Source organism: Flavobacterium resistens (assembly GCF_900182645.1).
Lineage (GTDB): Bacteria > Bacteroidota > Bacteroidia > Flavobacteriales > Flavobacteriaceae > Flavobacterium > Flavobacterium resistens.
This window is the reverse complement of sequence record NZ_FXTA01000006.1, coordinates 32,551-44,969: the sequence shown is the minus strand read 5'-3', so window position 1 is coordinate 44,969 and position 12,419 is coordinate 32,551. Positions and strand designations below refer to the sequence as shown.

Sequence of the window (12,419 nt, the reverse complement as noted above, 5' to 3'; positions counted from 1 at the left end):
TTCTTTTTTGGGAAAAACTGCAAATACAGCCAACGCAGCAAGGTAGACTAATTAAAATTGGTAATCCTGTTTTTAAAAATAATAAACCCGACAGATTTTAAAAATCTGTCGGGTTTAAAGATTACAATTATCAATTATCAATTTATAATTTACTAATATAACTTCCGTACATATCTTTAAACTGATGTCCAGTTGCAAAACGATCTTTGCTCAATTTTTTATATTCTACCAATGCCCATAAAACAAACTCTTTGACAAAGTATTGGTCTTTTTTGTCCAGTTCAGGCTGATATTTTTTAAGCAGAATATCTAACGGTGTTACTTCATCTAAGATAGCTTTATATTCTGCATCTGAAGCATCGTCTAATAATTCAAAACCACTTTCTGCAAAAAACCATTCGATTAAATCAGAATAAGGTGTTTTTTCACCGGGTTTTTCTAATTTTTCAATTTTAGGGAAATATTCAGGAAATAAAGTTCGGATTGCAGAACCAATTAAATACTGCGCCACAACAGCCGCTCCCTCCTGCTCTCCTTCATAAACCAATTCAACTTTTCCAGTAATCGCCGGAATGATTCCCATAAAATCAGACAAGCGTAAAACCGTTTTATCTACTCCTGATTTTAATGCACGGCGTTCTGCTGTGCTAATTAAATTTTCAAAAGCTGTAATGCTCATTCGGGCACTAACACCGCTTTTGTTATCGATGTATTCGCTTTCGCGCGCTTCAAAACTAATTTGTTCCAAAATATCTTTTGCCAAACCTGGTACATAAACCACTTCACTTTGACTTTCATCTAGTTTCGCTTCTTGCTCTGTAATAGTTCTGGCAATCTTTATTGTTTCTGGATAATGTGTCAAAATTTGTGAACCAATTCTATCTTTCAAAGGCGTTACAATACTTCCTCGGTTAGTATAATCTTCTGGATTTGCAGTAAATACAAACTGCATATCAAGAGGCATTCTTAATTTAAATCCGCGAATTTGAATATCGCCTTCTTGCAGAATATTAAACAATGCTACTTGAATTCTGGCTTGTAAATCGGGCAATTCGTTAATTACAAAAATACTGCGGTTGGCTCTCGGAATCATTCCAAAATGAATCACGCGGTCATCTGCATATGATAATTTTAAATTCGCTGCTTTTATTGGATCAACGTCACCAATTAAATCGGCAACAGTTACATCAGGTGTTGCTAGTTTTTCAAAGAAACGCTCATTTCTGTGCAGCCACGAAATTGGAGTTTCATCGCCTTTTTCTTCAATTAGATCTTTAGCAAATCTTGAAATTGGATTCAACGGATCATCATTAATTTCTGAACCAGCAACAAACGGAATGTATTCATCCAGCAATTCTACCATTTTGCGCGCCAAACGCGTTTTCGCCTGTCCGCGAAGTCCTAATAAATTGATATTATGACGAGAAAGAATGGCACGCTCTAATTCGGGAATTACTGTGTTTTCAAAACCGTGAACGCCTTCAAAAACAGGTTTTCCTGACTTTATTTTTTCACGAAGATTATTTCGCAATTCATCCTTAATGCTTGTGCTTTTATATCCAGAGGCTTTTAATTGACCTAAAGTTTTTATATTGTTTATTTCCATTTTGTTGAAATGTATAATTTGAATTGTTTTTGTTTATGATTTTGATGAACAATATTTGTCACCACATGCGTAGAGGCGCAACAGTGTGTCTCTATTATATTTGGCACGTACCAAAAGAAACCTCAGCTCCTTAGAATCTTAGCAACTTAGAACTTTTATTTAATTCTTTTTTTCCTATTCGTTTCATAATCTTCAAAGATCATTTCACCAAGACCTTTTATTCCGGTGTAAAATGCTTTTCCCTGATTTGCTTCAGTGAAATGATTCACAAATCGCTGTAAATAAGGATCGTTTGCAATCATGAAAGTCGTAATCGGAATATGTAATTTTCTGGCTTGTTGTGCCTGCGTGTAGCATTTATCCACGATATATTCGTCAAGACCGTTACTGTTCATATAATAAGAACCATCACGCTCACGAACGCAACTTGGTTTTCCATCCGTAATCATGAAAATTTGCTTATTCGTATTTCGCTTTCTACGTAAAATATCCATTGCTAATTGAAGTCCGGCAACTGTATTTGTGTGATAAGGTCCAACTTGCAAATACGGCAAATCTTTAATTGGAATTGTCCAGGCATCATTTCCGAAAACCAAAATATCAAGCGTGTCTTTTGGATAACGTGTTGTAATTAATTCAGCTAAAGCCATCGCTACTTTTTTGGCCGGTGTGATTCGGTCTTCGCCGTATAAAATCATGCTGTGGCTAATGTCTATCATTAAAACCGTGCTCATTTGTGCTTTATACTGAGTTTCTTCAACAACCAAATCATTTTCTGTCAGCATGAAACTTTCTACGCCGTTGTTGATTTGAGCATTTCGAAGGCTCTCGGTCAACGAAATTCGCTCTAAACCATCTCCAAAATTAAATTCACGGAATTCCCCCGTATGTTCATCTCCACTTCCGGCATGTTTTGTTTTATGATTCCCATTTCCGGAACGTTTCAAATTCCCAAAAATCTGATCTAAAGCTTGCTGACGAATTGCTCTTTCTGTTTTAGCTGTTATTCCAAAGCCATTTGAACCATCTTGTTTGACTTCGTCTTTTATATAACCTTTCTTTTTTAAATCTTCGATAAAATCATCGATTGTGTAGTTCTCGTCGGTCAGTTTATATTCCTTGTCTAGCTCCCGAAGCCAGTTGATTGCTTCGTCAAAATCTCCCGAAGTATGGGTGATCAGCTCTTTGAAAATACCAAAAAGTTTCTCAAACGGAGACTGAAATGGGGCTTCGTACGACTTAAAATAAAAACCTTTTTTAAATTCGTTTTTCATAATTTTAAAATTACATCTTTTTAGAATTATGAAAAACGAAACGTTTATTAATTTTTAGTTAAAATATCTAACCAAAATTAAGGACTAACAGTGTTAGATATATTAATTATTCAAACTTTCCATCAACATAATACCATGCGTCATTTTCAAATTTAAAAGTTGAGAATTCATAATGAACTTGCGGTTTTTGATTGGCATCTAAAAAATAAGCCTTGAATTCTACAGTGTTTTCAGTAAAACTCAGAATTTCTAATTTTTGCCATTTGTTCGCTGTTGCCCATTTCAGAATTTCAGCTTTTGAATAATATTTTCTTTCAGAAATATAAGTGGTTTCTAAAAGATAATCCGCGTTGTGTGCTGCGTATGCCGAATATCTTGAACGCATTAACGCTAAAGCGGTTGGTGCTTTTTGATTTTGTTGAAGATACAATCCACAGCAATCTTCAAACAATAATCCTGTATCACAAAAGCATTTATGCATCGCCATCAACCTGCTCTTCTCCGTTAATTTTCACATGAAGCTGATTTAGCAAAACCTGATAACGGCTGATTTCTCTTACTTCCTCATCTTCTTCAGCAAAATCAATCATTTCGTCTAATGTTTCGCTTACTTCAAGCAATTTATTATTTGCTTCTCTGTCGTTTTTTGCAGCTATCAAATCAATGATTTCCTGAACGTCTGCTTTTAATGTTTCAAATTTTGTATTCATTGTTGTTTTGTTTCAAGTTTCAGGTTTCAGGTTTTCGTTCCAACAACTTGAAACGTGCAACCTGAAACTTGAAACTATATTTATTACTCTTTATTCTCGTTGAATTTTTTCACAATTTCTTTGAGCTTTTCTTTACGTGAAATTTCAGCTTGTTTTGCTTTTGCCTGGGCTTTGTGCAATTTGTCATTGTGCTTTTTGATATTCCTTTCGTTATTGCGTCCCATTATATTTCTCTTTTAATTTCTTCTAAACTTTTTTCTGTAAAAATCAGTTCGTTGATAATCTGTTTTCTTAAATCATCAATATCGTCGTAATCAAAATATTTTGCCCAGGAAGTCAGTTGCTGCAAATTTCGGACTTGTTTTAATCTTTTTGTGGTTTCAAAACTCGTTCTCAATATCGCTTTTCCGTCATATTCCGGATTATTTTTATGCTGATAATTGGCAAGGTTTTTATCGAAATCGGCTTCTATATAATATAGTTTTTCTTCGGCATTATCTGGATAAAATTCGTTCCATTTGGCAAAACCAATTTTTGTTTTTGATTCGGTTTCCGGTTCTCGGGCGATCAAGCGCCATTTACTGTTTGCCAATCTTCCCCAATGGTTAGAAACGCGGTACATCCCTTCTTCAGTATAATAATAAGTACTTCCGGCTTTACTTTCAAATTGTTTTTTCAAACCTTCAATTCGATCTGGAAGCACTTCATGAAAAGCACAAAAAGTATTTTTAAACGAATTTGGATGAGGCTTGAAATTTTTCTGCATATGCAAATATACTGAGATTGTCACGAACTCCCTAAAACAAACCTAAATTGATTAACTTTGCATCTTCAATTTTAAATAAAAAAAAGATGTCTAAAGATTTAGAACAAAAAATGCCGCAAAAGGGAGTTTTTACCGGTATTATCGAAAAAGATGAAAACAATAATTATTTCTGCGGCGCGTATCTTTTAGACTATAAAATGGTTCAGGCAAAATTTAATGTTGGTGATTGGATTACAATAAAGTCGGTTATTGAAAACCCAAGCGACATGAGCTACGATAAATATCCAAAGAAATCTAGAAACTTTGATAAGGCTAATCATAAGCCGGAATAAGTTTTTTTGTTTCAGGTTTCAGGTTTCAGGTTTCAAGTTGAAATGCTTTAATTAACCGCAAAGCACGCTAAGTTTTTTATTAAAGATTACGCTTAAAAATTCGCAAAGTTCGCAAAACTTTATCAATACAAAGCTTTGCGAACTTTGCGTTTTATAAAAACCATTTATATAAAAATCTTGCGTTCTTTGCGGTTAAATTTTTTCAGCATTCTAGAATATTTTTTAGATGAAAACTGAAAAGTTAAAAAAAAGTGTACCTTTGCAAAAAATTTGTCGATTTGAACTAATTAATATCGATTTCAAACTAATAGACAAGTAGTTACCTTTTATTTATGAAAAAAATAGTTGAATACCGTAAGTTACTAAACGTAGAGAAAACTGCAGAGTTAAAAGATTTAAAAACAATCTATCGTAATGCGATGAAAGAATCTCATCCTGATAAATTTGTTGGAAATGAAGCTGGTTTAAAAGAGGCAGAAGAAAAAAGTAAAACGATCATCGAAGCTTACCACTTTTTAGTAAGTATTCACCCTGATACTATTAAACTTAATTTACCAGAATACACAGAAACAATTTCAACTTGCACAATCACAGATTACAAATTTGTTGAAGGTCGTTTGATTATTGATTTCTCTAACGGAAGTGTTTACGAATACATCAGTGTTCCTAAAGCAACTTACGTGAAAATGGTAAATGCTGATTCACCAGGAAGATTTGCAAAAAGACATATCCTGAATTCTTTTACTTGGAGAAAGAAAACAAATCAAGAATAGTTTTTGATCAAAAATATACCTAGAAGCACTCTCATTACGGAGTGCTTTTTTTATGCCTTAAAAATGCTAAATTGTTTATTTTCATTCAAAATAAATACACAATTAATAGTTTCAAAACATATAAAACAAGCAAATCGCTTGATTTTAGGGACTTTAGAGCATAAAAAACTATAACAAAATTTTAGGTTACAAAATTCTTGATGTTCTATATTTTTAAATACTTTTGTTGCACAAATCAATTAACTAATTAATATTTATAATGAAAAAAATATTTTTTTTACTTACAGCTTCTGTAGCAATTATTTCATGCAGCAAAGTTAAAGACGGAGAGTATCTAATTACAGGAACTGCAACAGGAATTGCAAACGGAAAAACTATCATCCTTCAAGGTCAAGATCCAGTAACGCACATGACGGTTGCCCTTGATACTGTAAAAGTTGAAAACGGAAAATTCGAAATAAAAGGAAAAGTAACTGAACCAGCTTTTCATACTTTAATTCTTCAAGATGCTAATGCACCAATTCCATTTATCTTAGAAACTGGAGAAATTGCAATCGCTATTGACAAAGACAGCATCCACAAATCTAAAATTACTGGAACTTACAACAACGAAGAGTTTGTAAAATTCCAAGACGAGCTTAACAAAACTTCTAAAAAATTAGTAGATTTTCAAAAAAACAATACTGCTAAAATGCAACAAGCTCAACAAGCTCAAGATACAGCAACTATCAATGGCTTGATGAAACAATACATGGAAATCCAAACAGAAGTTCAGAATGATACTAAAAAGAAGTATATTACTTATGCTGAATCTCACCCAAAATCTTTCATTTCTGCTCTAATCGTAAAAGGAATGTCTGAAGATCCAACTGCAGATGCTAAAAAAGTAGAAAGCATTTATAACTCTTTAGATGAGGAAGTTAAAAACACAACTCCTGGTAAAGAAGCTAAAACAAAAATTGGTCAAGCAAAATTGCCTGCTGTAGGTGCATCAGCTCCTCCTGTTGGCAGCGCTAAATGAAGAGCAGATTTTTCTGCACCAAATCCTGAAGGAAAAATGGTTTCGCTTAAAGAAAGTTTAGGCAAAGTAACTATTGTAGATTTTTGGGCATCATGGTGCGGTCCTTGCCGAAAAGAAAACCCGAACGTAGTTGCTATTTATAAAGAGCTACATTCGAAAGGATTAAACATTATTGGCGTTTCTTTAGATAAAGAAAAAAGCAAGTGGACTGAAGCTATCGCAAAAGATGGTTTAACTTGGACACATGTTTCGAACCTAAAATTTTGGGATGAACCAATTGCTGCACAATATCATGTTGAATCAATTCCAGCAACTTTTATTCTTGATGCATCAGGAAAAGTAGTCGCTCAGGATTTGAGAGGTCCAGAATTGAAAGCAAAAATTATAGAGCTTTTAGCTAAATAATATCAAATATTCAGAATAAAAAAATCTCCCTAGTGGAGATTTTTTTTTATCTAATAGTTTTTAGAAAAAAATATTTTTAAAAAGTACATTAAAAAAAATGAAGCCAAGAGAATATTTTAAAGATGGCTTAATTTTTTTTATGATAAATCGATTATTAAACGATCCTAAATTAGATACTATTTTCTCAATTTTTATTTAAAATTGCCAATAAGAATAATAGCTGACAGCTTTTACACATCCTGAATCAACTATATAAAATACAAAATTACACTAAGAATAATCTTACTTTTTGAAATAAATGAAAAAATATTCAATAAGATTCCTTTTTTATTTATTTCAATTCCAACGAATTAAAAAATAACTTTAAAATAACTTAAAATTAAGTCATTTTTTTGTTTGGAAATGTAGAAAGAGTTCCTATCTTTGCCACCGCTAAGAACAACAAAGCACAACAAGCTGAGATCGGGGAGATACTCAAGCGGCCAACGAGGGCAGACTGTAAATCTGCTGTGTGAACTTCGCAGGTTCGAATCCTGCTCTCCCCACAAAAATCCTAATCATTTGATTAGGATTTTTTTTTGATAAAGTTTAATACTTAGAATTCTTTACAAATAAAATTAAAATAGTAAAACCTGCAAATCCTAGGATTCGCAGGTTTTTTGTTTTATACTGCTTCTATTATATATAATAAAACTCTATTAAAAATCATTTTTATGATAATTTAAAGTTTTATAATATCTATACATATGATCGTAAATAAGTAGTTCATAAATTCTTTGTTTAGAAGTATATTGCCTGTTAAGCATCATATGAATATGACTTGATAAAAAGTCATTAAGCGGAATTTCAATTTCATTTCTGATATTTGAAACTACTTCTTTAATATTATTTGATTTTTCCATAATAATAGAAAAAATCTCTGGAAAATCATTTTTATTTGAAGTTTCTAAAAAACACTTTATCTTAGGATATAATGTCCGATAATTTAAATCTAAATTCTTTTTTTGAGCTTTATCAATTTGAAATTCCTTTTTAAAAGCGATTTGAAGTTTATCCATCAATGCAAGTTTTTCTAAAGCTGATAGCTCAAATGAATTTAAAAATGAATCTATTGCCAAAAAACTAAAAAATAAAGGTGTTTCTCTTTCGGAAAAAGCACTTTGAAGAAGTAAATATTGCAAAATCATCTTACTGTCATTCCAAAAAAAGAATTCTGAGGCATCCATTGTTTTAAAGCCATACCTTTCAATTTCTCTCTGATAAGTGTCTGTCTGAATTTTCCAGACCAAATTATCTTTCATTAACTGGCTGAATATTGGCTGCAGAGCATTAATAACTGTTAATAAATCATTGGTTTTATCAACTAAAAACCTTAGCCTAATATGCGCCTCCGGATCATTATACCTGATAAAAAACCATCTTTTTATTTGTTTATTTAATTCCAACTCAGCTATAACTGGTTCAAGATTTTCTAATAAAATTAAGTCGGCAGTTTTAACACCAGTATAGACTTTATAATACAACCATTGACTTCCCAAGAAAAAATCTCTTTGCATTTTTTATTCTTTGTAAAATGATAATATAAATTGATTACAATAAATCTCTGCATTCTTATTTTGTACGACAGATTTTTTTGCAAACAAAAATTCTTCCAAGATGATTTCTTGTTTATTTTTGACTGAATTTAAGAATAAGTCAACTCCTATCTGAGTTTCAAAATCAAACAAAAGCGTATTGTCATAATTTACCCAATTGACATAACGAGGAATATTTCTTTGAGACCTCCAGTTTAAAAATTCAACTTTAAGTTGCTTATCATTCATTTTAGAAAAATGTATCATTTCGTCTTTTTCTACAACCCACCTGGCTTTTGATAAAATAGTATCATGATAAGTAACTCTTGGAAAATAGCTATAATGTTTTTTTAAGATTCCCCAATCAAAAGAATAAATTGGTTTTATATGTTGAGATTGTAAATCACATAAAAAGTGATAAATAGGTAATGAACTCTTAGAAAAATTATGAGCATTTGACAAACACGGAATTATTTCTCTATTATGTTTTTTTGAAAATAATATTATTGTGTCATTATCTACAGAAACCCACAGATCATTCAAATTAATCGTATCATTTTCAAGCACTCCGGACTTTGCCAAATAACTAATTTCGTGCTTTCGCAAAATAGGTCGACGTAAAATATTTCCTGTCCTTGATTCAGGAATATGAACAACCTCTGCCAATATCTGATCGGAATAAAAAACTTCTTCTTTTTCTATAATCTCTTTGGTTAGCTTATGGATGGAAAGATTGCCATTACAAAAACGACCTAAAAGTTTAGCCGCACTTATATTACCGGATGATTCGATTACTACTTTCTCCTCATTTAAAACTTCAAACATTACAGAAAATGTTACCGGAGCATTATTAAAATCGCGACTGAAGTTTGAAAAATCCCTTTCAATTAATGTAATTTCTGTTCCTCCTTTCAACATACACTCTTGCAGTTTTTTCTGCAAAATAAAATCATAAGGTGTCCAAATTTCATTTTCATGCTCAACACCTTTAGTCTTAACTGAAAGAAACTCCAAAATCTCATGGCTGTCGTTCATATCATTATTCTGGAGATATCCAATTCCTATTTCAGTATCCAAAACAGTAGTCAATGGCATAATTCTGCCTTCATACCTTTGAATAAATGCTTTTTTAAAATTTTCCTGATTCTTAAATTTCTGTTTTGTTTGAATACCATTTAAAAACTCAATTGCCCGAAGAACTTTTTTGGGAATATTTTTGTTTAAAGTATTTACAGAGGTATTTGTATTTAAATCTGTTTGGAAAAGATATTTTTCGTCAAATCGGATTCCTAGTTGTTGAACATTGTTTTTAATCTCCTGATATATTTTTTCGGGAGGGACCAGCTTTTCATCTAAAACGCTAAGCTGTTTTAAAGTTTTTTCTAGTAGCTGATACTCTCTCTCGACTGCAGGAATCTTTTTCAAAACGGCAAATATTCTGTCCCAATCCTTATTTCCCGTAACGACAGCATCTAACTCGCTTACTAAAAATTGAAAATCGATAAGTTTTAAAACATATTTTTGAGCTTCTTGTTTTTCATCCTCATCATCCGACAAAAGCAAGACCATTTCTTCAATTGTCATTCCTTCTTTTATAGCATCAAGCAATTCAGTTAATAGCCTTGATTCTCGTAGCGCCGAAATACTATGTTCTCGCTTTGTATCTATACTTTTGTATTCTGTATAACGATAAAAATCTCCAATTTTGTAAATACTATTGTTCGGATAATATTTTAAATGTGGTACAACTTCTTTTTTTTTGGAAACTTCTTGAAGCAACATTATCCAAAATTGCATATCAAATTGAGTAAAACGTTCGAACTTCTCAGAATCCTCCAAAATAATTCTTGTTTCAGCACCTGTTCGCCCCACAGAACAACCAGAAAAAAGGCCAAAAGGCGTACATCTGGAGGACATTCTGGCTAAATATTTTAGAAATGTATACTCTAATCTTTTTGCCTTTTTAACCGATAGGTTTGAATCTGTTTTAACCCATTTATCTAACTCTTTTTTCAAATCTGGAGAAGCTAAATTTATAGCTTCTCTAACTATTGGGTTTTGATATTGCAGTTTTGCTTTTTCGATCGAATAATTTTCTACTGTGTTAAGATATAAAGACAATGGAAATAAAGGCGTTCTTAATACGTAATCATCAAAGGATGTAATCTTTATATTCGATATCATTTTCTATTTCGGTCCATTTTTTCAGCTAATTTCATGGCATTGTAAACATTTAAAACTCTACCTGATTTAGACAATTCAGAAAATGGCACTTTTTTATTTTTACTTCCTGGAACAATAACTTCAATATCATATGTATTTCCTGAATCCATAATGATTTGTTTTACCTCAGCGGCAGTAAGATTTGGAAAATAGGACCAAATTAAACCTGCTGTTGCCGATACCATCGGGGCAGCCATAGAAGTTCCTGAATCAGAATTATAGATATTACCCGAAGCTGTAGTGTAAATTTCCTCACCGGGAGAAAATAAATCAACATTTTCTTTCCCATAATTTGAAAAATCTGATACAAAATATTCGTTTAACTTATAAGTTGTGGAACCAACATTAATGAAATTATTACAAATTTCAGGAGTACCATCAAAAGCAACATCACTAGGGTACTCTGGGTTTTTATCTACATCAAAAGCAAAATTTCCCGCACTGTGAACTATTAAAACATTATGGGATTCTGCATATTTTAAAGCATCAAACATCCATTCTTTATGAAGGGAAAATTCTTTACCCAATGACATGTTAATTACCTTAGCACCATTGTCAACCGCATAATATATTGCCATTACAATATCTTTATCATGCTCATCTCCAGATGGCGAAATATTTAAAGGCATGATTTTTACATTTTGCAAGATACCCTTTACACCAATATTATTTATTCGATTTGCTCCAATTATTCCAGCCATTTTAGTACAATGATCCTGTATTGACCTATGTCCAGCTTTATTGTTGCTTATATTATTGTTGCCATAACCTTTTTCAAGAATATTTGGATTATCACCAATCAATAAACGTTCATTATAGTCAACATTTAAATTTTTTAATAATATCGAATCCAGTTGTATTCTTTTATCAACTATATCTTCCAGCTTATTATCATTAACTTCTAAATTGCCCATCTTATAATCAATCAGAGCTCCTAAATCTCTGTCATTATCATCACGTCTTTGTCTGTATTTTTTATCATTTATTTTGTATTTTTTATACATACTGTCCAACTGCTGATAGGTATAATCTTCTTTTGGAAAAAAATACTTTAAAGTATCTTTGACTACAGGATATACTTCAATATTAAAGACTAGAGATTTGTGCCAATTTCTGTAATATTTTTCTTTAGAATCAAACGTTTTTGAGGCTCGCAGATATTCCTTGTAGTCAGGCAAATCTTTATTCAAAATCTCATTTTCAGTTTTGCCTTTAAACCTTGGCCCCCATTCTCGTACTATTCTAACATATTCATAATTATTCCAAACCACATAACCTCCGCTTTTAGTTCCGGTAAAACTCCATCCATTCACATCATCTATATAGCCATTGTGATCATCATCTATATTATTGTTTGGAATTTCCTTAACATTTGTCCAAAGTTGTCCTTTCAAATCTTCATGATTAATATCAATTTGGGTATCAATTATCGCAATAGTAACAGTGTTTTTTTGTTTCTTCTTGTTTTGATTATACCATTTATCTAATGAAATTCCAGGAATGCCATCTAAGGTATAATCTTTCTGATACCAAGTTTCAAGCTCTGAATTTGAAAATTTTGTTTGTAAAGGTACTTGCTTAGAACTATTTATTTTTTTTGTGCTATGACAGCTGATAAGGAGAATAAGCAGTAATATATTGCAGAATAATTTCATATTTTGTGTGGAAACATTTTATTAGTCTTTTAAGATTAATTAGTATCCTGCTTAAGTAACAAATTAAGTTTAAAAGACTA

General features: G+C 31.7%; 12 protein-coding genes, 1 tRNA gene and 1 pseudogene. 5 read left to right on the top strand and 9 right to left on the bottom strand.

What is annotated here, in order from left to right; genetic code table 11:
- Positions 1-142 precede the first annotated feature (142 nt).
- The 6 genes from FN795_RS19310 to FN795_RS19290 form a co-directional block, all read right to left on the bottom strand.
- On the bottom strand, positions 143-1,606 hold the full coding sequence (locus FN795_RS19310; protein ID WP_142452127.1) for an AAA family ATPase: 1,464 nt from the start codon (positions 1,604-1,606) through the stop codon (positions 143-145).
- Positions 1,607-1,761: 155 nt separating this feature from the next.
- A complete protein-coding gene (locus FN795_RS19305) occupies positions 1,762-2,880 on the bottom strand; it encodes a vWA domain-containing protein (RefSeq protein WP_142452126.1) in 1,119 nt (372 codons plus the stop codon).
- Between the two features lie 106 nt (positions 2,881-2,986).
- Positions 2,987-3,367 carry a YchJ family protein gene (locus FN795_RS19300; protein ID WP_142452125.1) on the bottom strand — a complete coding sequence of 127 codons (381 nt, stop codon included), beginning with the start codon at positions 3,365-3,367 and terminating at the stop codon, positions 2,987-2,989.
- Entirely contained in the window at positions 3,354-3,590 is a 237-nt protein-coding gene (locus tag FN795_RS19295; RefSeq protein WP_142452124.1) for a hypothetical protein, read from the bottom strand. Before FN795_RS19295 ends, FN795_RS19300 begins: the two co-directional genes overlap by 14 nt.
- A gap of 83 nt (positions 3,591-3,673) precedes the next feature.
- Positions 3,674-3,814 carry a hypothetical protein gene (locus tag FN795_RS21490; protein ID WP_167498100.1) on the bottom strand — a complete coding sequence of 47 codons (141 nt, stop codon included), beginning with the start codon at positions 3,812-3,814 and terminating at the stop codon, positions 3,674-3,676.
- Complete coding sequence (locus FN795_RS19290; RefSeq protein ID WP_142452123.1) at positions 3,814-4,356, bottom strand: hypothetical protein; 543 nt, start codon at positions 4,354-4,356, stop codon at positions 3,814-3,816. Before FN795_RS19290 ends, FN795_RS21490 begins: the two co-directional genes overlap by 1 nt.
- Positions 4,357-4,442: 86 nt before the next feature.
- Between FN795_RS19290 and FN795_RS19285 the strand changes: the two genes are divergently transcribed.
- From FN795_RS19285 to FN795_RS19265, 5 genes and pseudogenes are all read left to right on the top strand, one after another.
- Positions 4,443-4,688 (top strand): hypothetical protein, encoded by a 246-nt coding sequence (locus tag FN795_RS19285; RefSeq protein ID WP_142452122.1) that lies wholly within the window; start codon positions 4,443-4,445, stop codon positions 4,686-4,688.
- Positions 4,689-5,020: 332 nt separating this feature from the next.
- Positions 5,021-5,461 carry a KTSC domain-containing protein gene (locus FN795_RS19280; protein WP_035650904.1) on the top strand — a complete coding sequence of 147 codons (441 nt, stop codon included), beginning with the start codon at positions 5,021-5,023 and terminating at the stop codon, positions 5,459-5,461.
- 259 nt (positions 5,462-5,720) lie between these two features.
- Complete coding sequence (locus FN795_RS19275) at positions 5,721-6,482, top strand: DUF4369 domain-containing protein (RefSeq protein ID WP_142452121.1); 762 nt, start codon at positions 5,721-5,723, stop codon at positions 6,480-6,482.
- Between the two features lie 18 nt (positions 6,483-6,500).
- Positions 6,501-6,887, top strand: a pseudogene (locus FN795_RS19270) (peroxiredoxin family protein); the annotation flags it as partial.
- 464 nt (positions 6,888-7,351) lie between these two features.
- Positions 7,352-7,432: transfer RNA gene (locus FN795_RS19265), tRNA-Tyr, on the top strand.
- A 153-nt stretch (positions 7,433-7,585) separates the two neighbouring features.
- Here the strand turns inward: FN795_RS19265 and FN795_RS19260 are convergent.
- From FN795_RS19260 to FN795_RS19250, 3 genes are read right to left on the bottom strand one after another with little or no spacing between them, the layout of a single operon-like run.
- Entirely contained in the window at positions 7,586-8,443 is an 858-nt protein-coding gene (locus tag FN795_RS19260) for a thiopeptide-type bacteriocin biosynthesis protein (RefSeq protein WP_142452120.1), read from the bottom strand.
- Between the two features lie 3 nt (positions 8,444-8,446).
- The gene (locus FN795_RS19255; RefSeq protein ID WP_142452119.1) at positions 8,447-10,645 is read right to left on the bottom strand and encodes a lantibiotic dehydratase family protein; all 2,199 of its coding nucleotides are present in this window, start codon (positions 10,643-10,645) and stop codon (positions 8,447-8,449) included.
- The gene (locus FN795_RS19250) at positions 10,642-12,339 is read right to left on the bottom strand and encodes a S8 family serine peptidase (protein WP_142452118.1); all 1,698 of its coding nucleotides are present in this window, start codon (positions 12,337-12,339) and stop codon (positions 10,642-10,644) included. The genes FN795_RS19255 and FN795_RS19250 overlap by 4 nt, the downstream gene beginning before the upstream one ends.
- Positions 12,340-12,419 lie beyond the last annotated feature (80 nt).

What these genes read in the sequence shown, in the direction of transcription:
- FN795_RS19290 (WP_142452123.1), bottom strand. Translation starts at nt 4,356, where the DNA reads ATGCAGAAAAATTTCAAGCCTCATCCAAATTCGTTTAAAAATACTTTT.
- FN795_RS21490 (WP_167498100.1), bottom strand. Translation starts at nt 3,814, where the DNA reads ATGGGACGCAATAACGAAAGGAATATCAAAAAGCACAATGACAAATTG.
- FN795_RS19305 (WP_142452126.1), bottom strand. Translation starts at nt 2,880, where the DNA reads ATGAAAAACGAATTTAAAAAAGGTTTTTATTTTAAGTCGTACGAAGCC.
- FN795_RS19295 (WP_142452124.1), bottom strand. Translation starts at nt 3,590, where the DNA reads ATGAATACAAAATTTGAAACATTAAAAGCAGACGTTCAGGAAATCATT.
- FN795_RS19255 (WP_142452119.1), bottom strand. Translation starts at nt 10,645, where the DNA reads ATGATATCGAATATAAAGATTACATCCTTTGATGATTACGTATTAAGA.
- FN795_RS19260 (WP_142452120.1), bottom strand. Translation starts at nt 8,443, where the DNA reads ATGCAAAGAGATTTTTTCTTGGGAAGTCAATGGTTGTATTATAAAGTC.
- FN795_RS19250 (WP_142452118.1), bottom strand. Translation starts at nt 12,339, where the DNA reads ATGAAATTATTCTGCAATATATTACTGCTTATTCTCCTTATCAGCTGT.
- FN795_RS19300 (WP_142452125.1), bottom strand. Translation starts at nt 3,367, where the DNA reads ATGGCGATGCATAAATGCTTTTGTGATACAGGATTATTGTTTGAAGAT.
- FN795_RS19280 (WP_035650904.1), top strand. Translation starts at nt 5,021, where the DNA reads ATGAAAAAAATAGTTGAATACCGTAAGTTACTAAACGTAGAGAAAACT.
- FN795_RS19310 (WP_142452127.1), bottom strand. Translation starts at nt 1,606, where the DNA reads ATGGAAATAAACAATATAAAAACTTTAGGTCAATTAAAAGCCTCTGGA.
- FN795_RS19275 (WP_142452121.1), top strand. Translation starts at nt 5,721, where the DNA reads ATGAAAAAAATATTTTTTTTACTTACAGCTTCTGTAGCAATTATTTCA.
- FN795_RS19285 (WP_142452122.1), top strand. Translation starts at nt 4,443, where the DNA reads ATGTCTAAAGATTTAGAACAAAAAATGCCGCAAAAGGGAGTTTTTACC.